Source organism: Sciscionella sediminilitoris, assembly GCF_000737195.2.
GTDB lineage: Bacteria > Actinomycetota > Actinomycetes > Mycobacteriales > Pseudonocardiaceae > Sciscionella > Sciscionella sediminilitoris.
The window spans coordinates 59459-83109 of sequence record NZ_JALM01000081.1; the positions used below are offsets into that span (position 1 = coordinate 59459).

19 protein-coding genes are annotated in these 23651 nt (G+C 67.8%); 9 read left to right on the plus strand and 10 right to left on the minus strand.

What is annotated here, in order from left to right:
* Position 1: 1 nt before the first annotated feature.
* From AD72_RS27585 to AD72_RS27600, 4 genes are all read right to left on the minus strand, one after another.
* A complete protein-coding gene (locus AD72_RS27585) occupies positions 2-1693 on the minus strand; it encodes an ABC transporter substrate-binding protein (RefSeq protein ID WP_051899081.1) in 1692 nt (563 codons plus the stop codon).
* Between the two features lie 63 nt (positions 1694-1756).
* On the minus strand, positions 1757-3442 hold the full coding sequence (locus AD72_RS27590) for a flavin reductase (protein WP_031469532.1): 1686 nt from the start codon (positions 3440-3442) through the stop codon (positions 1757-1759).
* Positions 3439-4656 (minus strand): styrene monooxygenase/indole monooxygenase family protein, encoded by a 1218-nt coding sequence (locus AD72_RS27595; RefSeq protein ID WP_031469533.1) that lies wholly within the window; start codon positions 4654-4656, stop codon positions 3439-3441. The genes AD72_RS27590 and AD72_RS27595 overlap by 4 nt, the downstream gene beginning before the upstream one ends.
* A gap of 4 nt (positions 4657-4660) precedes the next feature.
* Complete coding sequence (locus tag AD72_RS27600; RefSeq protein ID WP_031469534.1) at positions 4661-5470, minus strand: SDR family oxidoreductase; 810 nt, start codon at positions 5468-5470, stop codon at positions 4661-4663.
* 115 nt (positions 5471-5585) lie between these two features.
* Here AD72_RS27600 and AD72_RS27605 point away from each other — a divergent pair, with 115 nt between their 5' ends.
* From AD72_RS27605 to AD72_RS27620, 4 genes are all read left to right on the plus strand, one after another.
* Positions 5586-6557, plus strand: a complete 972-nt coding sequence (locus AD72_RS27605) for an AraC family transcriptional regulator (RefSeq protein ID WP_031469535.1) — start codon at positions 5586-5588, stop codon at positions 6555-6557.
* 70 nt (positions 6558-6627) lie between these two features.
* Entirely contained in the window at positions 6628-7440 is an 813-nt protein-coding gene (locus AD72_RS27610) for an alpha/beta hydrolase (protein WP_031469536.1), read from the plus strand.
* On the plus strand, positions 7413-8489 hold the full coding sequence (locus AD72_RS27615) for a nitrilase-related carbon-nitrogen hydrolase (RefSeq protein WP_031469537.1): 1077 nt from the start codon (positions 7413-7415) through the stop codon (positions 8487-8489). The genes AD72_RS27610 and AD72_RS27615 overlap by 28 nt, the downstream gene beginning before the upstream one ends.
* 751 nt (positions 8490-9240) lie before the next feature.
* Complete coding sequence (locus AD72_RS27620; RefSeq protein WP_037347527.1) at positions 9241-12546, plus strand: type ISP restriction/modification enzyme; 3306 nt, start codon at positions 9241-9243, stop codon at positions 12544-12546.
* A 26-nt stretch (positions 12547-12572) separates the two neighbouring features.
* Here AD72_RS27620 and AD72_RS27625 read toward each other — a convergent pair whose 3' ends face one another.
* Genes AD72_RS27625 through AD72_RS27640 form a run of 4 tightly spaced genes read right to left on the minus strand, consistent with a single transcriptional unit; the run spans position 12573 to position 17137 of the window.
* Entirely contained in the window at positions 12573-13505 is a 933-nt protein-coding gene (locus AD72_RS27625; protein WP_051899083.1) for a sugar phosphate isomerase/epimerase family protein, read from the minus strand.
* Between the two features lie 31 nt (positions 13506-13536).
* The gene (locus AD72_RS27630) at positions 13537-15048 is read right to left on the minus strand and encodes a GMC oxidoreductase (protein ID WP_031469540.1); all 1512 of its coding nucleotides are present in this window, start codon (positions 15046-15048) and stop codon (positions 13537-13539) included.
* Entirely contained in the window at positions 15045-15980 is a 936-nt protein-coding gene (locus tag AD72_RS27635) for a sugar phosphate isomerase/epimerase family protein (RefSeq protein WP_031469541.1), read from the minus strand. Before AD72_RS27635 ends, AD72_RS27630 begins: the two co-directional genes overlap by 4 nt.
* Positions 15977-17137 (minus strand): Gfo/Idh/MocA family protein, encoded by a 1161-nt coding sequence (locus AD72_RS27640; RefSeq protein ID WP_051899084.1) that lies wholly within the window; start codon positions 17135-17137, stop codon positions 15977-15979. The genes AD72_RS27635 and AD72_RS27640 overlap by 4 nt, the downstream gene beginning before the upstream one ends.
* Positions 17138-17288: 151 nt before the next feature.
* Between AD72_RS27640 and AD72_RS27645 the strand changes: the two genes are divergently transcribed.
* The gene (locus tag AD72_RS27645) at positions 17289-18512 is read left to right on the plus strand and encodes an ROK family transcriptional regulator (RefSeq protein ID WP_031469543.1); all 1224 of its coding nucleotides are present in this window, start codon (positions 17289-17291) and stop codon (positions 18510-18512) included.
* A 136-nt stretch (positions 18513-18648) separates the two neighbouring features.
* Positions 18649-19968 carry an MFS transporter gene (locus AD72_RS27650; protein WP_051899085.1) on the plus strand — a complete coding sequence of 440 codons (1320 nt, stop codon included), beginning with the start codon at positions 18649-18651 and terminating at the stop codon, positions 19966-19968.
* A gap of 11 nt (positions 19969-19979) precedes the next feature.
* Here the strand turns inward: AD72_RS27650 and AD72_RS27655 are convergent, their stop codons facing one another.
* Positions 19980-20819: an SDR family oxidoreductase gene (locus tag AD72_RS27655; RefSeq protein ID WP_031469545.1), complete on the minus strand. Its 840-nt coding sequence runs from the start codon at positions 20817-20819 to the stop codon at positions 19980-19982.
* A 12-nt stretch (positions 20820-20831) separates the two neighbouring features.
* Positions 20832-21797: a patatin-like phospholipase family protein gene (locus AD72_RS27660; RefSeq protein WP_051899086.1), complete on the minus strand. Its 966-nt coding sequence runs from the start codon at positions 21795-21797 to the stop codon at positions 20832-20834.
* 67 nt (positions 21798-21864) lie between these two features.
* Here AD72_RS27660 and AD72_RS27665 point away from each other — a divergent pair, with 67 nt between their 5' ends.
* Genes AD72_RS27665 through AD72_RS27675 form a run of 3 tightly spaced genes read left to right on the plus strand, consistent with a single transcriptional unit; the run spans position 21865 to position 23631 of the window.
* Complete coding sequence (locus AD72_RS27665) at positions 21865-22473, plus strand: TetR/AcrR family transcriptional regulator (protein ID WP_031469547.1); 609 nt, start codon at positions 21865-21867, stop codon at positions 22471-22473.
* A 10-nt stretch (positions 22474-22483) separates the two neighbouring features.
* The gene (locus AD72_RS27670; RefSeq protein WP_231644992.1) at positions 22484-22870 is read left to right on the plus strand and encodes a GNAT family N-acetyltransferase; all 387 of its coding nucleotides are present in this window, start codon (positions 22484-22486) and stop codon (positions 22868-22870) included.
* Positions 22867-23631, plus strand: a complete 765-nt coding sequence (locus AD72_RS27675; RefSeq protein WP_031469549.1) for a class I SAM-dependent methyltransferase — start codon at positions 22867-22869, stop codon at positions 23629-23631. Before AD72_RS27670 ends, AD72_RS27675 begins: the two co-directional genes overlap by 4 nt.
* Positions 23632-23651: the final 20 nt, after the last annotated feature.

The window sequence follows — 23651 nt, forward strand, 5'->3', positions numbered from 1 at the left end:
GTCAACGCGGCACGGCACCCGCGGCGAGCTGGCGGCTGCGACCGCCCTGGATGCGGTACACCAGATGCGGATGGGCCAGCGTCGGATCGGGGGTGTCGTCCGGGTTGCTCAGCCCGCGCTGACCGCGACCGGCGAACCGGTGCGCGCCGGTGACCCCGAACCAGGTCATCGAGCGCAGGTGGTCCCGGACGGCGCGGAATTCCCACGGCCTGCTGACCCGGCCCCACGCCTGGGCGAGCAGGTTCACCATGTCGTAGTGCACCGCGGCCGCGCCGAGACCGGGGTCACCGCCGTACGCGGACCGGTACCGCTGTTCGAACTCCGCGCACACCGGACCGCCCGCGTGCCCGATCACGGTGGACCACAGCAGCCCCTCGCTGAGCTCACCGAACCGGCCGGTGAACTCCGGGGCGGCGGGTGACCAGGCGGCGTGGATCAGCATCCGCCCGGCGAGTTCCCGCGTCGCGCGGAGCAGGGCACGCAGCGTGGGTTCGGGAAGCACCGACAGCGAAAGGGCATCCGGATCGGCGTCCGCGAGCGCGCGCACGATCTCGGTGAAGTCCTCGGTGTGGTCCGGGATTCTGCGCAGCAGGCCGAGCTCCCATCCGGCTTCCGCGCAACTGCGCTGCACCTGCTCGACCGCCCGGTCCGAATACGTGCTCTCCCGCAGCAGCACGGCGAGCCTGCGCCGCCGCGGCCGGTACGCGCCGGTCGCCTCGAGTCCGTGCACCGCCCGCAGCAGCCCGGGCACGTACGCGGATTCCGTGGAACAGACCTGGAACACCGCGCCCAGTCCCGCCGGATCCTCGTGCACCGCATCGGAAAGCGCCTGTCCGGTCATCGAATGCAGTACCGGGGCTCCGGTCGCCGCCGCCTCGGTGATCGCCGGGTGCGCGACCTTCATCGGGAAGTTGCCGAACAGGATCGCGTCCGCCCCGCGCGCGGCCAGGTCCTCGACCGCGCCCCGCAAGGCGTCCGGAGCGGCTTCCACGGCCACCTGTTCCACCCGGCGCCCGCCCGCTCCCCCGCGCGCGTTCAGCTCCCCCACCGCCAGCCGCGCACCCCGGCGCATGGCCGCGGCGTCCGCACCGGCGGTGCACCCGGACGGGTACACCGCACCCAGCACCACCGGCCGTTGCCGCCGGGTCCCGGTGTCCCTGGGCAGCGTGGATCCGCACAGCACGGCCGACAGGCGCGCGGGCAGGGTCAGCCGGACCCTCGGCAACGGCGCGGCATAGGCATCGTGGTCGGCGAGCAGGGTGGCCACCGAGGCCCGCGCGGCGACGCCCGTCTTCGCCAGCACGTGCTCCACATGCGTGGCCACCGTGCGCCGCGAACAGGCGAGCGCCTCGGCGATCTGCGGATTGCTCAGCCCGCCCGCGATGCAGGTGGCCACCTGGAGCTCACGGGGAGTCAGGCCGAACGGCGGTTCCTCAGCGCACACCACCAGGCAGGCGGTGCGCCGCTGGGCATCGGACACCTCGACCACCACCCGCCGCACCACGCCCTCGTGCGCATCCAGGAAACTCACCGTCTCGCCGCGCAGTGAGCGGGCGGCCCGGGTGGCGACCCGCACCAGATCACCGCGTCCGGCGAAGTACGCCTCATCGTTGCCGCTGCCCCGGCCGATCTCCGGCTGCAACCATCGCCGCAGCTCGCCCGCACGATCCACCGCGTCCCGAGAATCCGTCATGGTGTCTCCGCTTCCTTGCGCGCCCGTGTCTCACCCTAACGATGCGCGCGAGCCCGGAGCTTCTCAACAGTCCGGGTGCCGGGTGGGGACGTGGTACGCGCCCGAGTGGAAGACAAGGGGCTGCCCGCCGGGCGCGGTGTAGCGTTCCACCTCGCCGAGGAAGATGACGTGGTCCCCGGCGGGAACCCGCCGCACGGCGCGGCATTCGAACCGGGCGACCACTCCGGCCAGCAGCGGAACCCCGGCGATCCCCTCCTCCAGCTCGACGTCGGCGAATTTGTCCTGGGCCCTGGTGGCGAACTGGCGGGACAGATCGTGCTGGTGCGCCGCGAGCACGTTCACCGCGAAATGGCTGGCCTCGGTGAAGCCCGGCAGGCTCGGCGCCCGCTCCGCCGCGCACCAGGACACCAGCGGCGGGTCCACGGACACCGAGGTGAACGAGTTCGCGGTGACCCCGAGCCGCCGCCCGTCCGGTGCCGTGGTCGTCACCACGGCCACACCCGTGGCGTACTGGCCGAGCGCGGTCCGGTAGTCGCGCTGGTCGAGCCGTTCGGCCCGGGCCGAGGCGATGAACCGGCGCGCCTCCTCGGCATCGAACCACCAGGGCTGCAGTGAGCGCGGATCGTCGAAGCCGTTGACCAGTGCACGGGCCAGCTGCGGCGTGTTCGCCGCCTCGGTGAACAGCTCGCGCACCTGCGGCGGGGCCGGGCGCAGCATCGCGTTGGTCCAGGCGACCGCCCACTGCGCCCAGCCGCGCCAGTAGCGTTCGAAGGTGTGGCGCATCCAGTCGGCGTCGAACGGGTCCGCGCCGCGCCGCAGGATGTTCTCCAGATAGAACGCGGCTGCCTGAGCGGCGTTGTTCGAGCCCTGCCCGGTGATCGGGTCGTTGAGCACGATCGCGTCGGCCATCCCGAGCACCGGCCGCCCGGCCGCTTCGTTCGCGACCGGCTTGCGTACCCGCGGGGTCAGCCGTCCGCGGAGCACCCCGGACTCATCGGTCAGCCCGGTCCCGGCGAACCGCTCGTGCAGCGCGGGAAAATGCGCGCGCAGCAGTTCGAACGTACGGCGCAGGTGTTCGTCCGGGGTGCGCACATCCGCCCAGTGATCCAGCGGCCCACCGGGAAGTCCCTCGAGAACCAGGATGTCGCAGCACCCGCTCGCGGTCAGCGCGGGCATGGTGAACACCTCCCCGATCCCCTCCGCGATGTGATATGCGAGCTCCGCACCGGGTTCGGCACCGGTGAGATAAGTCAGCGCGAGCGCGCGCTGCGGGCCCGCGAACGGAGAACGCGCGGGATCCGGGGCGAACATCCCGCCCAGCTCGCCCTTTCCGGAGGACACCACCACCAGATCGTGGGTGCGGGCGAACTCGTGCACGTCGGCGGCGGTGCACTCCTGGATCCGGAGCTCCCCACCGAGCGCGGCGAACCGTTCCATCCACGCGGCTGCCTTGATGCGCTGGTCGACCGACTGGGCGGGGAGATCCAGCGGGGCACGGAAGGTGCTCTCACCGTGGTAGCTGACCGTCCGGATCTGCGGGCACGACCGTTCCCATTCGTCGAGGCCGAGTTCGCGTTCGGTGTGCAGCGCCGAGGCGAACATGCACTGCGAGGAGGTCACCGGCCCGGTGCGTACCTGCTCCGGGGACCGGTCGTTGACCAGTGTGACCCGATAGTCGTGCGCCACCAGGCCGAGCGCGAGCTGGGCACCGGACTGCCCGGCGCCGACGATCGCGATCCGGCGGGTCATACCCGGTCCAGATAGGCCTTGGCGGAATCCGGATCCATGAACCAGTGGAAGTAGTCCCGCGGGTCGTCGAACCCGTTCACGAACCGGTGGCTGATCCGCCCGTCCTCACCCGCCGCGCCGAACAGGTTCAGCACGTGTTCCGGCAGCGGGGTCAGCAGCGCGTTGGTCCATGCGCTGACGTAGCGGGCGTAGTCCCAGTACCGTTCGAAGGCCAGCCGCATGAACTCCGCGTCGAAGGGCCGGTCCCCGTGCGCCAGGATGCTGGCCAGATACGAGGCGGCGCATTTGCTGGCATTGTTCGATCCCTGCCCGGTGATCGGATCGTTGAGCACGACCACGTCGGCAAGCCCGAGTACTGGTGCGCCGGAGGGCAGAGTGCCGACCGGATGGCGCACCGTCGGCGGGAACCGGCCGGAAAGGATGCCGTTCTCGTCGGTGAGCGCGATATCCGCGCACCGTCGCGCCTCCCACGGCAGAAAGGTGTCCAGGATCCATTTCGAGGTCGCCAGGTGCTGTTCCGGGGAACGCACCTCGCCCCAGCAGTCCATCGGACCACCGGGCACGCCTTCGAGCACCATGATCTCGCACGGCCCGCTCGTGGTGAGCGCGGGAAAGACGAAATACTCGCCGACACCGGGAATCACGTTGAAACAGACGGCCGAATACGGTTCCCTCGGGGTCATCCCGGTGACATAGGTGAGCGCGAGCGCACGCTGCGGGGCAGCGAAGGTCGAACGCTGCGCGTCCCGCTCGAACAGGCTCGTGATGTCGCCCTTTCCGGCCGCGACGATCACCAGCTCCGCCTGGCTCGCGTACTCCTCCAGCTCCGCGATACCCGCCTGCGCGTACTCGACCCGCCCGCCCCGGCGTTCGAATTCGGCGAGCCACACCGGCATCTTCAGCCGCTGGTCCACCGACTGCGCGGGCACATCCAGCCGGGAAGCCCAGGAGATGGCCACACCACCCGCGCCGTCCGGAACGGTGAGCGAAATGCCTTCCACCGGCGGGCATTCGGCGTCCCAGAAGTTCAGGCCGAGTGCGTGCTCGCGCATCAGGGCGCTGCCGAACATGCACTGCGAGGAGGTGACCTTTCCGGTCCGGATCTCCTCCGGGGTCCGGTTGGACACGATGGTCACCTGATAACCGGCGGCCAGCAGCCCGATTCCGAGCTGCAGCCCGGACTGCCCGGCTCCGACGATCACGATGCTGCGCATGGGATCACTCCTTCTCGGTCAGTGCAGGAATCGCGGGCACCGCCTGTTCCGGGCCCATGGCGGAATAGCCGCCGTCCACCGCCCAGTCCGCCCCGGTGACGAAGGAAGCGGCCGGTGAACAGAGAAACGCGACGACCGCGGCGACCTCCTCCGCATCCCCTGCCCGCCCGAGCAGATGGAACGGGGCAGCGACCCGGTCGGTGCGCGCCCGGTCGGAACCGGAGAGCGAATCCATGATCTTGGACCAGGTCCAGCCGGGGCTCACCGAATTGACCCGGATCCCGTCCGCGGCGAGGTCCATGGCCATGTTCCTGGTCAGCTGCACGATCGCGGCCTTGCTGACCGGATAGAGCCAGCGGCCTGTCTGTGCCACCCTCGCCGAGATCGAACCGAAGTTCACGATCACCCCGCCGTCCGCCGCGGCGAGGTGTTCCCGGGCCACGGCGGCCATCCGCACCGCGCCGACCAGGTTCACGTCCAGTGCGCGCAGCCATTGCGCCCGGTCCGATTCGGCGCCGTTGTCCTCCTCGTACGAGCACGCCAGGTTGACCAGGATGTCGATACCGCCGGTGGCGCGCACCGTCTCCGCGACCGTGGCGGCGATCTGCGCGTCCTCGGTGATGTCGGTGTGCGCGAACCGGACACCGGGGACCGCCGCGCAGAGCTCGGCACCGCCCGCGTCGTCGATATCGGCCACGGTGACCACCGCCCCGGCCTCGTGCAGCGCGCGCACCACGGCCCGGCCGATGATGGTGGCACCGCCGGTGACCAGGGCACTGCGATCCTGAAGTGACTGCTGTTGCGGTAGTGGCATTTCGTGTCCTCCTTACTGCGGGAACGCTATGACCTGGATTACACTCGCTGCTATCCGTGCGGCGCTTCGGTTGTGCAGATAGCGCCGCCGACGAGGTGTTCGGGAGCGTCTGACCATGCCGGAGCGAGTGTCGGAACCGCTGCCGCTTGCCGGTTACGAGCGGCTGCACTCCACCGATGTCGACGAGACGCGGGAGGCAGTCGCCGCCGCGTTCTGCCCGCACGGCCTGTTCCCCGTACAGCGCAGACCGGCCTTCGAGGCCCGGTTCCATTCGGTGCGGCTCGGTGATGTGGGGCTGAACTATCTGGACTACGGCGATGCCGTGCGGATCGCCCCCGGGCAGCTGGAGGACTTCTTCCTGGTGCAGCTGCCCCTCTCCGGAAGCGCCGAGATCACCTGCGGTGACCGGCACATCGTCTCGCACCCCGGCCTCGCTTCGGTACCCGCTCCGGACCGGATGCTGTCGATGCGTTGGGGCGCCGGCAATCCGCAGCTGATCGTGTGGATCGACCGGGAACGGCTGGAGAACCATCTGCGCACGCTGCTGGATCATCCGGTGACCGAACCACTGCGATTCGAGCTCGGCATGGACACCACCGCCTGCCGGCCCTGGCTGAACGTGGTCGCCCTGCTGCGCGGGGAAGTGGAGCGCGGCGGCGAACCGCTCGCCCAGCACGAGCTGGAACGACTGCTGATGAGCCGCCTGCTGTTGGCACAGCCGAACAACTACAGCGCGGCGCTGCACCGGCGAGCCCCGGAGGCGGCACCGCGTGTGGTGCGCGCGGCCGTCGAACTGATCGAGGCGCACGCGGCCGAGCGGCTCACCGTCGAGGACATCGCGGAGGCGGTGGGTATCAGCGTGCGCGCGCTCCAGGAAGGGTTCCGGCGCACCCTGGACAGTACGCCGACGGGATATCTGCGCGAGGTACGGCTGCAACGGGTGCGCGCTGCGCTGGCCGCGGCCGATCCGCGCACGGCCGGTGTCACCGATATCGCGCTGCGGTGGGGATTCGTGCATCAGGGCCGGTTCTCCGTGCAGTACCGGCAGCGGTTCGGCGAGTCTCCCTCGGTCACCCTGCGCCGCTGACGCGCCATCCGGACATCGGGCGCGTTCGGCGGATAGTCGCGGATCCCCGGGGCACCCTAGCGTCGTGGGCATGGTGAACGCGCACGGTCCGAGCATCACCGCCCTGGACGCGGGCCGCCCGAGGCTCGTGTTCGTACACGGTGGCTGTCACGGTTCCTGGCAGTGGACACACTGGCAACGCTGGTTCGCCGACCGCGGCTGGAGTTCCCTCGCCGTGGACTGGGCACACCACGACCAGGAGCCGGGTCACCGGAACACCCCGGAATGGCTGCATCGTGGCCTGCGCGAGGTGACCGGGGATGTGGCCGCCGCGGTGCGCGCCGCCGGTCCGGCACCGATCCTGATCGGGCACAGCATGGGTGGCTTCGCCGCGCTGAACCACGCCTGTTCATCCGGCGCCTGGCTGACCGGGCTCGTGCTGCTCACCCCGGTGCTGCCGAGCGGCTACGGCGGCGAACCCGTCGAGCTGGAGGTGGATCCGGACCGGCCGTGGGGACCGCCGCCCCCGGAAACCGCGCGGGAACTGTTCTATTCCGGGACCGGCGACCGCCTCGCCGCGGAATATTTCCGCCGCCTGCAACCGGAATCACCGCGCGCCGTCTGGGAGGCAACCCGCTGGACCCTCGAGGTGGACACCTCGGCGCTGCAGGTCCCCACCTTCGTGGTCGGCGCGGAACGCGATCTGCTCACCCCCGCGCCACGGGTGCGCGAGCTGGCGCACGGAATCGGCGCGGATTACGCGGAATTGCCGGGGGCCGGTCACGGCGTCACACTCGATCCGGGCTGGCAGGCACTCGCGGCCCGGATCGAAACCTGGATGGCACAGCAGCTCAGCACCGAGAACGAGGAGCACGGATGGAGCCGTACAACGCTGTCGGGTTGATTCCCACCTTCTGGGGCATCCGCACCCGTTCGGATATCGAGAAGAACCTCGAACACCTGGAAAGCCTGACCAAGGCCGCGTTCTGGCTGTCCAATCTGGACATCCCGGTCCGCCTGCTCGCGATCCCGGAAGGGGCGCTGCAGGGATTCAACGACGAGATCCTGGACCTCGACCACACCGAATACGCGCACCACTGCGCGATCGACGTTCCCGGACCGGAGACCGACCGGCTCGGCGAACTCGCCCGTACCTGGAACGTGTACATCCTGGCGCAGGCCAAAGCGCGGCACCCGGAATGGCCGGATCTGTTCTTCAACCTCGGCCTCGTCATCGGTCCCGAAGGCGACATCCTGCTGCGGCACTACAAACTGAACGCGCTCCTTCCGGTGGAGCGTTCGGTCTCCCCGCACGACCTGTTCGACTGGTGGGTCGAACGGTACGGCCGCACCCTGGACGCGTTCTGGCCGGTCGCCGACACCCCGATCGGCAGGCTCGGGGTGATGATGGCGATGGAGGGCTGTTATCCGGAGAACGGGCGCGGACTGGCACTCAACGGAGCCGAGGTCGTCTACCGCGGATCACTGCCGGTGCCGTTCACCGAGAACGACGTCTTCGAGGTCTCCAACCGCGCCCGCGCCCTGGAGAACAACATGTACGTGGTCGCCCCGAACATCGGCGGCTACCACCTCTATCCGGAGAGCCCCCAACCGATCGACGCCGGCGGCGGGCACTCGATGATCGTGAACCACCGCGGCCAGATCGTCGGGAAACAGTTCGACACCAGCGGTTCCACCTTCGTCAGCGGGGTCGTCGACATCGAGGCCCTGCGCAGTCACCGGGCCAACGCGCAGATCAGCAACTGGGCCAAGGACATCCGCGCCGAACTCGGCCAGCTGATCTACGAGCGCCCGATCTACCCGAAGAACCGCTATCTGAACCGGAAACCGCCGCATCACGAGGAATTCCGCCGCGAGGTGACCGAACGCCAGATCGAGTTGTTGCAGGACCGGGCGATCTGGCAGAAACCGGGGAGCGAGGGGACGGCGTAGCGGCGCCAAGCTACGGTGTATCTATCCGATGTTCCACAAGCGGCCCGTAGGTGCGCGGCGCTGCACTCCCCCGGAACGCGACGTCACAGATCGTGTGCGCGCTCGGCCTGACGGTCCGGACGATCACGCAGAGCCAGAAGCATCACCGAAATACGGCCGCACGGAAACGGGAGACCATTGCCCGCTTCGCGGACGGCAAAGCGGGCAGCAGTTGCGGGACCAGAGCACCTTCCCACAACCGCCGGGTCCAGTCGGCCTGCTGGAGTTCTCCGACGTCGAGTGGCTCCGGTCATCGTATGGCGGGACCGCTCACCCAGCCGTTACCTACCACCTCCCCGGGCCAGAATAACTGAATTGTACCGTCCGGTCACTGATTTCGACCGGAAAGTCCACCTCAGTTACTGCAATAGGTGACATACTGCCTGGTCCATTCGGACCATATTGGTTAACTCAAACAGCCGCTGGAGAGCCCTCGAAAACACCTGAGGCGGACCTCGATGCGGCCCGTACACCGATGGTTCGATAATCGCAGCACCCATAGCCGTCATCTCCAGAGCTCGCTCGATGACCATGCAGTTTGCGGATCACAGTGGAGATCTCATGGGCTCACACGCGATACAAGAGTAAAGAAAGTCAACTGTGAATGTCTTTTGCTATCTAAATCTGCCTGCAATCACCCATTCAGCCGCTGACATTCCTTTTGTAACCAGGTTTCTTCGAGAAAGAGCTGCCATAAAGACAAGGGGCTAGCATGCATCGAAGCAAGCGCGTCGCAAGGACGAATGGTGCACCGGACCTCAACTTCGCTGTTTCCGACTTCGGTCGTGCCGTCACTCGGAAGCTGATCACAGGCCACGGTTCCCACGAGGATCACTTGCGCGGTCCCTTCGAGAAGATGCTCGCCGCGATTGCGAACAGCATCGGGCTTCCCATCACCATGATCGGTGAAGCTCGTCTGCCTGAACTGGCGCTTCGCCCGGACTACGCCGTAGACGTGGCTAGCGCGCGCATCGGTTACGTCGAGTTGAAGAAGCCCGGACATGGTGTTCCCGACACCTGGTCAAGTCCCTCAGCACATGACAAAGAGCAGTGGGAGAAGTTCAAGCTGCTCCCGAATGTTCTCTACACCGACGGCGAGCAGTTCGCACGCTTCAAGTTCGGGAAATTGCAGGGTGAGGTCGCCCGGTTGACACCAGGGCTCGACCACGCAGGCGAGAAGCTGCGTGCGCCGAATCGCGTTTTCGCTCGTGTCATAACCGACTTCCTTCTTTGGGAACCAGAACAGCCTCGCTCGCTCGAGGATCTGATACGTCTGACGTCGAACCTCTGCCGACTCCTGCGTGACGACGTTGCCGCCGAGTTGGACCGGGAACGTACCGGCCGTTCCCAGCAGCAGACCTTCAGCGCCCTGGCAATGGACTGGCGCCAGCTTCTCTTCCCTAACCTCACCGACGAACAGTTTGCCGACCAGTACGCGCAGACAGTCACCTTCGCTCTACTGTTGGCCCGAGTGGAAGGCGTAAGCTTCCAAGGACGTTCCATTGGTGAAATAGCCCGCTTGCTCGGCAAGAAGCATTCACTGATGGGGCGAGCGCTCACCATACTCACCGACCAGCAGGAGCACGAGCTGAGCATCGCGCTCACGACAATGCTCAGAGTCGTGAGCGTCGTCGATTGGGCAGCATTCCCCGACGATTCTTACTCGATGCTCTACGAGAGCTTCCTCGACAACTACGATCCGGCACTACGTCGCAGAAGCGGTGTCTACTACACCCCAGCTGAACTGGTGTCGTTCATGACTCGCTTCGTGGATGAAGTACTCCGGAAGAAGCTCGGCCGCCGACTCGGGTTCGCCGATCGCGACGTGATCGTGGTCGATCCGGCCATGGGGACCGGAAGCTTTCTCGCCGAAGTCATCAACGCGGTCGCCACGACCATCGCTGCCGATGAAGGCCCTGGTGCGGTCGCACCGCACCTTCGAGAACTGGCGGGACGGTTGATCGGCTTCGAGAACCAGGCTGCCCCGTACGCGATCGCCGAACTACGGGTGCACAGTCTACTGAAAAGACGCCACCGCTCGGAGGTACCACACAGTGAGCGCAGGTTTCTCGCGGACACCCTGGACGACCCTGACGTACAGGCGCTGCCGCTGGGAACCATGTACGAGGCGATCAACAAATCCCGGCGCGGCGCGAATCAGGTCAAACGCGAAGAGCCGGTCATGGTGGTACTTGGCAATCCACCATACGCTGACAAGGCGGCCGGCACAGCGCCTTGGATCGAGAATTCGGGCTCCGGCAAGGACGCTCCGGGACTGAAAGCCTTTCGCAAGGCCGGGAACGGGCGCCATGAGTACGTGCTGTCGAACAAGTACGTCTACTTCTGGAGATGGGCCACGTGGAAGGCATTCGACGCCCATCCTGGGCACCCATCAGGGGTAGTCGCCTTCGTTTGCTCCGCAGGTTTTCTCGCCGGGCCAGGATTTGCCGGGATGCGTGAGTACCTTCGCCGCACGGCCGACGAGGGATGGATCATCGATCTCACCCCGGAAGGGCATCAGCCTCCGATGAACACCAGATTCTTTCGGGCCAACCAGCAGCCCATTTGCCTCGCAGTGTTCATCCGGCGGGGCGGGCCCAATCCGGAGGCCCCAGCACGAGTGCACCGTTCATCCGCTGCAGGAACAGTGAGCGAGAAGATTGAGACGCTCAAGCTGCTGACGATCAACGACGTTCGATGGCAGCGATGCGCAGACGGTTGGCAGGCACCGTTCGATCAAAGCGGATCCGAAATGTGGGTCTCCATGCCGTCTCTCCCCGACCTCATGCCATGGGCTGTTCCGGGTTTGAAACCAAACCGAACGTGGGTCTACGCGCCCGAACCAGAGACGCTCCTCGAACGATGGGCCACACTGATCCGGTCCCCAAGATCCGAAAAGGCCGAAATGCTGAAGGAAACACGGGACAGTCAAATAGGCTCCGAAAAAGCACACATACCAGGAATGGCCGATCATATCGGCACCATTGCAGCAGAGACCGGGCCATGTCCCACCTTATGTCGCACGACACACAGATCCTTTGATCGCAAGTGGTCGATCCCCGATTTCCGGCTCCATGATCGACCACGCCCGCCGTTGTGGTATACACAATCCGACCAGCAAATTTTCGTCGTAGAACAACACGCGCACCCGATCAGTGCGGGTCCCGCTTTGATCTTCTCATCCCTGATCCCGGATATGCATAGCCATTCGGGCCGTGGCGGCCGTGTTCTACCCCTGTACCGAGACGCTGCGGCCAGCTCCGCCAACATCAGCCCTGGACTGCTCGAATTTCTATCCCAACACCTCAAATGTGCGGTCAGCGCCGAGGACCTCGTGGCATATATCGCCGCTGTCACCGCGCATCAGGGGTTCACACGTCGGTTCGCCCATGAGCTAAGACAACCTGGAATAAGGATCCCGCTCACGAAGAGAGGGCCGTCCTGGCGCACAGCGGTCGCTTTGGGGCGGGAAGTACTCTGGCTCCACACGTACGGGGAACGCTGTGTCGACCCAGCTGCCGACCGTCCAGCTTCCGTGCCTCGAATGAAGGCAACAGCAGACCGGCCGACCGTACAGGTGGGCATACCGGATACACCGGATCGAATGCCCGACAGGTTTCGCTACAACGAATCGAACCGGTCCCTCCACATCGGCGACGGTATCATCGCGCCAGTTAGTCCCGAAGTCATGGCCTTCGAGGTTTCCGGGATGCCAGTTATCAAACACTGGTTCGGCTACCGGAAGAAGAACCCTGGCGGATCCCACTCCTCACCGCTCGACGACATCGTCGCCACTATATGGACGCCCGCCATGACCACTGAACTACTCGAGCTCCTCAATGTGGTGGGGCGATGCGTAGCCCTCGCGCCTAAGCAGGACAAGTTGCTGACCAAGATTCTGGCAGGCCCCTTGATCACGACCGAAGACCTGACATCAGCTGGGATTCTTCCGGTTCCCAAATCAGCAACGAAAACCCCTAAGCCCGACGACCAGGCCGCACTGTTCGAAACCAGCTAACCAAATCTTCCGAAAACAACTACTCGTCAATTCGACGGGAAGTTCTCCGTCACCCACCGCCAGCTGGCCTTGGCGCTGGCGAGCGGTTCGATGGAGGGCTGGTCGACCTCCACGATGATCCACCCGTCGAAGTTCTCCGGCAGTTCGCGGAGGTGGTCGAGCAGGGGCACTCCGCCGAGTCCGGGCTCGAGGAAGAATCCGTTCCCGGTGGAAGCGAAGTAGGGCAAGGGTTCGGCCCGCAGTTCGGCCACCCGCGCGGTGTCGAGGTCTTTGATGTGCAGTCCGGCGATCCGGTCGCGGTATCGGCGCATCATGCCGGGCACATCGGCACCGGCCCAGTACAGGTGCCCGAGGTCGAATCCGGCGCCGAGCACCGTGTCCGGGATGGCGTCGAGGACGTGTTCGACTTCCTCTTGGGTTTCGATCCAGGATCCCACGTGGTTGTGGAAGGCGGGCCGCACTCCTTCGGCGGTCAGGATTTCGGCGGCACGCCCGATCGTCTCGGTGAACCGCTCGAGCCGTCCGGCGTCGAAGCCGTGCCCGACCCCCGCGGCGACGTCGAACCGCGGCATACCACCGCCGGTGACCATCTCCGCGGAGAGGAACACGGTGTCGAGTCCGAGCAGCAGTGTCTCGTCGGCGCCCCAGCGAATCCCGTCGAACCAGCGGAATTCCTCGGCCGATCCCGGAGCCAAGGTGACGCCGTGTTCCTCGGGCAGCGGCACCGAGAGATAGCCGGGTGCGACGCGCAGTCCGCTCTCTCCGATGAGTGTGCGGTAGGCGCTGATGGTCTGGGTGGGCAGCACTTCGAGCATCACCGCGGTAAAACCGGATTCGGCGACCTCACGCAGCACGCGCGGTTGCTTGGCCAGGAATGCCGGGTCGGCGAATTCCCACCCGCTGGCCAGATCGGTCCACTGCAGGGTGTTGATGGCGAACTGGGAACGGTCGAGCGTCATGGGAAACTCCTCGCGAATCGATCGGATCGGGTCAGCCGAGCCGGGCCAGCACCGACCGGGCGGCGCGTACCGCGGTCGTCATCCCGGTCAGGGTGGAATTGCACACCAGCGCGGTCGGGACCACTCCGTTGCCTGCGGCGAACAGGTTCTCGAATCCCCACACCCGGCAGCCCGGATCGCAGACGCTGGTCCCGTCCTCTCCGGTGCCCATCCGCATGGTTCCGGTGAAGTGCAGCGAACATCCGGGATCCAGCAGCGCGGATTCGGTTTCCGGATCGAAGGGGCCGAGGGCTTCGGCGACCTCGCGCTGCACCTTACGGCCCTGCTCGATCCGTGCCCGATCGCTTTCGTTCCAGGAGAATCGGACCGTGATCCGCGGCATCCCGGTGGCATCGGTCTCCTGCTCGCTGAACTCCAGCCGGTTCTCGGCGCGCAGTTCGGTGGGGATGTACACACCGAGACCGACCTGATAGGCCAGATGTGTTCCGTCCTCGGCCGTGCGCACCTGGGTGCTGATCTGGAATTGGAAAGGCTGGCGTGTACCGCTGTGCGGCTGCCAGTAGTGCTCGAGCATGGTTTCGCCCTCGGCCTGGACGGGCAGGCTCGCCAGATCGAATCCGAGCCGTTCCGGATCGGCGAGGACCCGCCCGGTGAGGAAGGCGTGCTCGTTGAGGTAACGGCCGAGCGCGGGCGGCCGGATCCCCGAGGCGAACAGCAACTGCGGACTGCGGATGGTATCCGCGCACACCACGGTCGCCGCGGCGTGGACCGTTCGTATCGCACCGCTGCGCACATCCTCGAGCCGGGCACCGTGCACCCGGCCATCCGCGTGCAGCAGCCGGGTCACCCGCATTCCGGTCCGCAGCGTGCACCGCGGATCGCGTGCGGGATCGGCGATCGGCGCAAAGATGACATTGGGTGCGGTGCGGCGCAGCACGCCCGCGGTGTCGGGGTTGGCCGCCATCGGCATCGGCTGGATACCCCGCTCCGGGGCGTCCGCACCGGCGAACACCGCCCCGACCGCGTCCGCCATGGCCCGGCCCGCGACGGTCGGCGGGAACGGCAGCGGGTTGACCCGGAGGAGTTCGGCGGCCCGCGCCAGATCACCGCGCCATTCGGCGGCGTCCAGGAAATCCGGGATCTCGGCGCCCCACGGGCTCGGTGTGGCCGCAGTCCAGTGCACCCCCATGCCACCCGCGTTCCACGCCAGCGAGGCGGCGGGCATGTCATCGGCGGACTCGCCGAGCGAACTCAGGTGATACATCCCGGGTTCCGCGTCGGCCACGCTCTCCCCGACCGACGGGCTCGGCTCGACACCGGTGTAGAAACCCTGCACCCCGGAAGCGACCCGGTGGTTGTACCGTTCCCAGATCTCCGGCTCGGCCACGTCGTGCAGATGCTGGCCGGGCACCGCACCGATCACCGGTCCCCCGTCGGCGATCAGGATGCGCATTCCGGGGTCGGCGGCGCGCAGCTCGCTGGCCACCGCAGCCCCCATCAGCCCGCCGCCGACCAGCAGCACATCGAATTGTTCGGTGGTCACGCCGGTACCTCCGGATCGGCGAGCACGAGCGGGCGCAGCCTGCGGTGGGCGATCTCCAGGCCACGGGTGACGCGCCCGGAAGTGCCGCCCCATACCGGGTCTTCGTGCTCCACCGAAAGGGTTCCGGTGAAGCCGTGTTCGGCGAGCCGGTCCACCACCCGGTCCCAGTCCACCTGGCCGAGCCCGGGCACCCGGTAGCGCCACCAGCCGGTCTCCCAGGGATCGGACTTGCCGACCTTGCCGAAGAAGCCGTACCGCTGCCGGGCGCGCGGATCGAGTTCCACATCCTTGGCCTGCGCGTGCGGAATGCGGTCGGCATAGGGCGCGATGGTCTCCACCGGATCGATGCCGATCCACGTCAGGTGCGAGGGATCCCAGTTCAGATAGAGCCCCAGTCCGAACATCCATTCCCACAGCTCGGGCGAATAGGCGATATTGCCGGGATACCCGTCCGGATGCCAGCCCTCCATGACGCAGTTCTCCACCATCAGCCGAACACCGCGTTCACCCGCGTACTCCACGAGTTCTCCGAACACGGCCTCGGCCTCGGCCTGGTTCTCCCGCACCGAGCGGCCCGGGTCGCGGCCGATGAAGGTGCCGACGAGGTCCAGCCCGATCGCCTGCGCGGCGTCGATAGTGTGCCGCAGATGGGCGTGGATCTCGTCGCGGCGCACGGGATCGGGGTGCAGGTTGTTCTCGTAGTAGGCCAGGGCGGAAATGCCCAGTCCATGGCGCTCGCACAGCGCGCGGGTGCGTTCGGCCTGTTCCGGGCCGAACTCCGCGACGGGCAGATGTGCGGCCTCGAAGTCCCGGCCACCGGTGCCGGGCCAGCAGGCGACTTCGAGCGCTTCGTAACCGGCTTCGCTTGCCCAGGCTGCGATCCGGTCCAGATCCCATTCCGGAAGGCAGGCGGTGAGCATTCCGAGTTTCATCGTTCCACCTTCGTCCACGCGCCCTCGTGTACCGAGCGCAGTACCGCGTCCACCACTCGCGCCGAACGCAGTCCATCGGCGAAGCCCGGCAAGCCTTCCGGGGTGGCGCCGTCGATGGCCGCGTAGGTGTCCGCGACGAAGTTCTCGAAGCACTGCGCGTATCCCTGCGCGTGCCCGGCAGGCAGGTGCGAGAGTCTGCGTTGTTCGGCCGAGCCGGATCCGTTGTCCCGCACCACGATCCGGGATTCCTCCGGCCCGCCGAGCCAGATGCTCTCCGGGGCTTCCTGATCGAAGACCGCGCTGCCCGTGGAACCGTCGAGCTCGAACCACAGCCGGTTCTTCCGGCCCGCGGCCACCTGCGAGATGGTGGCCGAGGCGAGTACCCCGCTTTCGGTGCGCAGCAGCAGCGCGGCGGAATCCTCGGTGTGCACCCGGGATCGCGTTCCGGATCCCGCCACCCCGAAACTCGGGCCGCCGGTGCCCGGCCGGTCCGCAACGGCGACCGAGGTCGCGGAGGTCAGTTCGGTGAACGGGTCCCCGGTGATCCACTCGACCAGATCGCACCAGTGCGAGCCGATATCGGCGAAGGCACGGGAGGGGCCGCCGCTTTCCGGGAACACCCGCCAGCTGGAGGCATCCGGGGAGAGCATCCAGTCCTGCAGATAGCTGCCGTGGATCAACAGCAGCCGGTCCCCGAGCTCACCGCCCCGCAACCGGGCGCGCAGTTCCCGGACGATGGGGTGATACCGGTAGACGAACGGCACCGTGGCCACCAGTCCGGTGCTCGCGGCGAGCTCGGCCATCCGCTGCGCCTGCGCCGGGCTCACCCCGAGCGGTTTCTCGCACACCACGTGCTTTCCCGCGCGCAGTGCGGCTTCGGCGTATTCGGCATGGCTCGCGTTCGGGGTGCAGATGTGCACCACGTCCACGCGTTCGTCGGCGAGAACCTCTTCGATGTCCCGGTATCCGGTCGTCCGCCACTGCCGGGCGGCCTCAAGGGATCGTTCCGGGTTCGAGGCAAGCACTCCGGTCACCTCCGCGCCCGCCAACAGCGCGGCCCTGCGGTGCACGGCGGCGATCATGCCCGCGCCAAGCACGGCCGCACCCCGCGGCCGGGCGCCGCCGGATCCGTTCTGCCGGGGAATCCGCTCTTCCATCGAGCTCCTTCCAGGTGCCGAGACGAGTGGGTGTCTCACGCCCAGTTCCGTCGTACCGGAACGTTAACCCTCGGACTTTTGACGGTTCAAGGCAAAAATAAAGCCATCTTCAGTCTTTAATCCCGTCATTATTGGTCTACAGTCGGGGACCATGACCGACTGGACCCCCCTGCGACTCTCCCATCCGGACACCTCACCGGCGCACGCCGAGGACCGGATCCGCAGTCAACTGCTCCGGCTGATCGCCTCCGGCTCGGCGAACACCCGCGTGGCCCTGCTGCGCGCGACCGGGCTCGCCCGCTCGACCCTCAACGGGCATCTCGACGCGCTGCTGCGCTCCGGTCTCGTCGAACTGGGTGCCACCGAGCACAACGGCCGGGGCAGGCCCGCGCAACGCCTCGGCCTCGCCGCACGCGCGGGCATCGTGGTCGCCGCGGATCTCGGGGTGCACACCAGCCGGCTGGCCGTCGCGGACACCACCCAGGCCGTCCTCGCCGAGCGGCAGATCACCCTCGATCTGGCGCAGGGGCCGGAACCGGCACTGGACCGGCTCACCGAGCTGATCACCGATCTGCTCGGCGAACTCGGTATCGACCGCGCGGAGCTCAGCGCGCTGGCCATGGGCTTGCCCGGACCGGTCGACGCGCAGACCGGATCCCCGGTGCGGCCGCCGATCATGCCCGGCTGGGACCGGTTCCCGGTGGGCCAGGTGATGGGCGAACGCCTGTCCTGTGCGGTACTCGTGGACAACGACGTGAACCTGATGGCATTGGGTGAGGCGCGGTCCCGCCCGGCCGATGCCGGTCCGCTGCTGTTCCTCAAGATCGGCACCGGAATCGGCGGCGGCCTGGTGCTCGCCGACGGGCGCATCCACCGCGGCTCCGACGGTGCGGCAGGCGATATCGGGCATGTCCGGGTTCCCGGTGCGGACGACACGGTCTGCCAGTGCGGGAACGTCGGCTGTGTGGAAGCCGTGGCCTCCGCCGGAGCCGTATTGCGCTCGGTGCAGCCGGAACAACCCGCGCTGCACAGCATCGAGGATCTGGCGCAGGCGCTGCGCGACGGTGAACCAACCGTGGTGCGCGGTATCCGCGCGGCCGCCGAGACCATCGGCGAGGTCGTGGCGATGCTGGTGCACTCCTACAATCCGCGCACGATCACGCTCGGCGGGTTGATCACGGCCTCCGGGGACGATGTGCTGGCCGGGATCCGCAGCGTCGTCTACCGTCGCGCGCTCCCCCTGGCGACCCGGAATCTGGTGCTCACCCACAGCAAGCTCGGCCGGTTCGCCGGTGTGGCCGGCGGGATCGTGGCCGCGGTGGAACACACCCTTTCTCCCGGCGGCATCGGATCGCTTTCCGGCTCCCGGACTTGACACAGCGCGCCGCGCACCGGACTATTCTTCTTGTCTCACGCCCGGGAAAGCCGGAAGCGTCGCCGTGCGGCGGCGTCCGCGTGGCCCGCATTTCCTTGTGTGCCACGCGTTATCGATCCTTCCCCGGGAGAAAGCAATGACGCACACGGGCACTGGCGGACAGTCCACACGGCACCCCGGAACCGGGTTCGTGGTCGCCTACATCGCGACCCTGTTCGCCTGTTATCTCGCCATCATCACCCCGGCGAACCTCACCGTCGCCCTGCGCATCGGGCAGATCGACCCACAGGGCAAGGTCGGCGGACTGGCGCTCGCGCTCGGCCTCGGCGCACTGTGCGCGGTCATCGCCAACCCCGTGTTCGGTCAGCTCAGCGACCGCACCGCCTCCCGGTTCGGAATGCGCAAACCGTGGCTGGTCATCGGGGTGCTCGCCGGGACCGCGGGACTGATCATGGTCGCCTTCGCCTCGACCGTGGCCATGGTGGTGCTCGGCTGGTGCATCACCCAGACGTTCTACAACGCCACCCTCACCGCCGTCGTCGCCCTGCTCCCGGACCAGATCCCGGCGCGTCGGCGGGGCCTCGTCAGTGGGCTGATGGGGATCTGTTTCCCCGTCTCCCTGGTACTCGGAAGCTTTGTCGCACAGGCGGTTTCCGCGCTTCCGCCGTTCTGGATGTTCGTGCTCCCCGCCCTGCCCGCTCCGATCATGGTGTTCGTGCTGTGCTCGGTGCTGCACGACCGGCGCCTCGCCAAGGAGAACCGGGCGCCGCTGGCACTGCGCGATCTGGCCCGGACCTTCGCCGTCCGGCCGCGCCGCAATCCGGACTTCGCCTGGGCCTGCCTGGTGATCTTCCTGCTGTCCATCGGGACCGGGACGCTTTCCACCTATCTCGTCTACTTCCTCTCCGATGGGCTCGGTATCGCGGCCGCCGAGGTGCCGCACGTGGCGTTCCTGGTGAACCTGATCACCTACGGCCTCGCGGTTCCGACCAGTCTGCTCGCGGGCTGGCTCAACGATCGCCTCGGCGGCCGCAAACAGACGATGGTGTTCGCGGGCCTGCTGCTGGCCATCGGGCTGTTCACCATCGTGGCGTTCCGCAGCATGCCCGGGCTCTACCTGGGCGCGGCGATCACCGGGCTCGGCTGCGGCGGATACTACTGCGGCCATTTCGGGCTGCCCGCCGAACTTCTTTCCGCGGACGACGAGGCGGCGCGGGAGATGGGCGTGGTGAACATCGCGCTGACGTTGCCGAGTTCGCTGGTTCCGCTCTACGGCCCGCTGCTACTGGCCGTTGCCTCCCCCGAGGGCACCAACTACTCGGTGCTGTTCGCCTGTGGGATCGTGCCGTGTCTGCTGGCGATCCTCGCGGTGAGCCGGATTCGCCGGCTCCGGGACCGGCCGGACACCGGTGCGGCCAGCGGGACTTCGAAGGAGCTGAGTCCGGAATCCCGGTAATGCCAAGGTGATCAGCCCTTGCGGATGCGATCGAGATAGCTACTGCGCACCTCGGTGTCCACGGCCGTGATGGCCCGGTCGTCCCGGACGGCGGTACGCACGGCACGCATCACGGTTTCCGGAACGAGTGTGGAGAGCACCTGCGCGGCGCCGACATAACCGGGAACAGCGATCTCGGCTTTGCGGCTGCCGACCGATCGCACCACGGCGGCCGCGATGTCCTCCGGTTCGACCGCGGGCAGGGGGCCGTAGTCGATCCCGGAGGACAGCTCGGTCTTGACCGCGCTCGGCAGGACCGCACTCACGCTCACCCCGGTGTTCTCGAGTTCCAGCCGGACCGCCGCGCTGAGCCCGACCGCGGCGAACTTGCTCGCGTTGTACACGGCGAGACCCTTGACCGGGAATTTTCCCGCCAGCGAGCAGACGTTCACGATGTGCCCGCGTCCGCGTTCGATCATTCCCGGTGCGGCCGCGCGCATTCCGTAGATGACCCCGTACACGTTCACGTTCATGGTCAGTTCGTCGACCGCGTCCGACTGTTCGAGAAACGCCCCGTTCGGCATCACCCCGGCGTTGTTCACCAGTACGGCCAGCGGCGCCTGGTGCGATTCCCGCGCCTCGGCAAGGAAATCCCGCACCGAGGACCGGTCGGTGACGTCCAGCCGATGCGCCGAGGCACGCGGGCCGAGCTCATCGGCGGCGGCACGGGCCAGTTCGTGGTCCAGGTCGCCGAGTGCCACCGAGGCGCCCCGCTCGGCGAAGGCCCGGGCGGTGGCCAGACCGATGCCGCGCGCCGCACCCGTCACCGCGACCAGTGCACCATCGAGTTCGATCGTGGGATACCGGTTCATACCAACGACTCCTCAGTTCGGTCGGGTTCCTGTTCCTGGACGTTCGCCGTGCCCGATGGCCGCCGCGACGGTGTCCGCCGCGGTGCGCCGCGCGGTCGCGAGCGTGATCGCGCGGCGGCGCGCCCGCATGAAGTTGGCACCCATCGCCGCGAGGTCCGCCGCCGCGGGCTCGATCCGGATCACCCGCGTTCCGGCCGCCTCGAGCCGCGCGACCTCGCGATCCAGTCCCCTGGTCATCTGGGCACGGAGAATCCGCTCGACGCGGGAGAGTCCGCGCGCCCGCGCGCCACCACGGGAGGTCATCGGCGCCAGCACGATCACCTCGTCGAGCGCGAGCGGTAGCAGCAGATCGGCCGAGACCGAGGAGACCGAGCCGCCGTCGAGGTACCGGCGACCGGCGATCTCCACCGGCGGGAACCAGCCGGGGATCCCCCAGGAGGCCGCGATCGCCTCACCGAGCCCCGCCCGTGGGGCATCGGGGCTGCCGAACGCGACCCGCTCGCCGGTTCCGGCGTCCGCGGCCACGATCCAGGTCCGCTGGTGCGCGGTCCAGCCGTCCGGCTCGGCGAGGGCAGCACCGTAGGCGCGCAGCCAGCTCGCATCGCCGCGCCCGAGCGGCAGCAGTCCCGCCGCGGCGGTGTACGGCTGCCGGGCGCACACCCCCATGCCGAACAGGCCGCCGCCGGGGAAACCGAGGGCCGGGCGCGGCGGAACCGGGCCCGGCCCTCGGTTGACATGCGCGCTCAGCACCGGGTCGGCGTGCGGGTTGCCGTCCAGCGCGGCGAGCAGATCTGCCGGAGTCCGGCCCGCACCGAGGGCCGCCACCAGCTCCGAGCCCGCCGAGGTGCCGATCAGTACCTCGGCCGTGCGCGGGTCCCAGCCGAGAGCCTCCTGCACGGCGCCAAGCAGGACCGCGGTCCAGGCGAACCCCAAGGTACCGCCACAACCGATCGCGAGTCCGCGCCGCGGTGCGCTCATCGTCCACCTCATTCAAAAACCATCGGTATTTGAAAGTTGACGGTATCCCAACTGTTACGGTGTGTCCATGGCCCGGCTGACCAGAAAAGAGACGCAGGAGCAGACTCGCGCGCGTCTGGTCGAAACCGCCAAAGACCTCTTCCTGGACAGCGGCTACAACGCGACCTCACTCGGCCAGGTCGCCGAAGCCGCCGGATACAGCAAAGGCGCCGTCTACTCCAACTTCGCCACCAAACACGAACTCGGCCTCGCCGTTCTCGAAGCCGTGCAGCACGAACGGATCGCCGCCGTGGCCACCCTGCTGGTCGGCGCGGACACCTTCGAGGACAGGCTCGCCGCCTTCGGCCGCTGGGCCGAGACCAACATCGGCGACGTCGGCTGGACCGCGCTCGAGGTCGAATTCGCCACCAGCACCCGGCACATCGAGGAAGTGCGAGTCGCCCTCGCCCAGCGACGCCGGACCATCACGACGATGCTCACCGAACTGCTCCGGGGCCAGGCCGAGACCTTCGGAATCACGCTGCCCGCGCCCGCCGAGGATGTGGCCACCCGCCTGCTCGCGCTCGGCATCGGCCTCGGCGTTCAGCGCGCGTTCGATCCGGAACTTCAGGTCACGGTGCTGCTCGACGCGCTCGCCGATCTGGCGGCGAACAACACAGCACCGCGGGCCCGGTGACCCCGAAGCCATGTACGACGTGCGCGACGGCTGCCCTTCCGCCCAGGAATACCGGCGGCTTCGGGCCAGCGTCGGCTGGTCCCAGCCGCCCATGCCCGCGTGCCGGACCGCCCTGGCCTCCACGATCGCTGCGGTCATCGGCAACTACCGCACGGAAACGGTCGCCATGGCGCGCCTGGTCGGCGACGCCACCCTCTACCTTCTCCTCGTCGACGTCGTCGTCGCACCCGAACATCAGGGAACCGGACTGGGGCGCCGCATGGTCTGGCGGTTGCACGATTGGGCAAGCCAGAACGGCACGCGCAACACGCTGCTTGTCGCGGGAGATGATCTGGTGCCGTTCTATCGGAACCTCGGTTTCCACACCGAACCGAACACCCGCATGATGAGAGGATGACTGCGAGCTCACGCGCTCATTCGTTCAACCTCGCCGCCGCCCAGTACGACGCGAACCGTCCGACGTATCCGGCCGCGCTCTTCGCGGGCATCGAGGAGTTCCTGAACCGGCCGCTGGCGGGCGTGTGCGTGGCCGATGTCGGCGCGGGCACCGGGATCGCCTCGGCTCTCCTGTGTCAGCGGGGCGCCGACCTGATCGCCGTGGAGCCCGGGGAGGCGATGGCCGCCGAGTTCCGCCGGGCCCTTCCGGATGTGCCGATCGTCCGCGGCGACGGGAATTCGCTCCCCCTCGCCGATTCCTCGCGGGAGCTGATCACCTATGCGCAGTCCTGGCAGTGGACCGATACGGCACGTTCTGTCCCGGAAGCCTTACGGGTGCTGCGATCGGGCGGCGCGCTCGCGATCTGGTGGAACACCACGGCTTTCGACGTGCCGTGGATCCGCGCCCAGCACGAGCGGATCGCACACCACTGCGGGGTGCCCGCACGATCGGCGGTGCGCCCGGACGACGGCGAGGCCGTCCGGCTCGCGGGCCTGACCGGGCTGCGCGTGAGGCGCAGCCACATTCGTTGGCAGCGAACGGTTCCGCTCGACACGCATCTGGCCAACCTCGGCAGCCGGTCGGCATTCCTGGTGCTCGAACCGGCGGCGAACCGGGCCTTTCTCGCCGCGGAACGCAAGCGGCTGCGTGCGATCTTCCCCGATGAGCTGGTGGACGAGACCTATGTGGTCGATCTGCTGATCGCCGCTTCCCCGGCGTAGCTGTTGCCCGGGATCGCGGT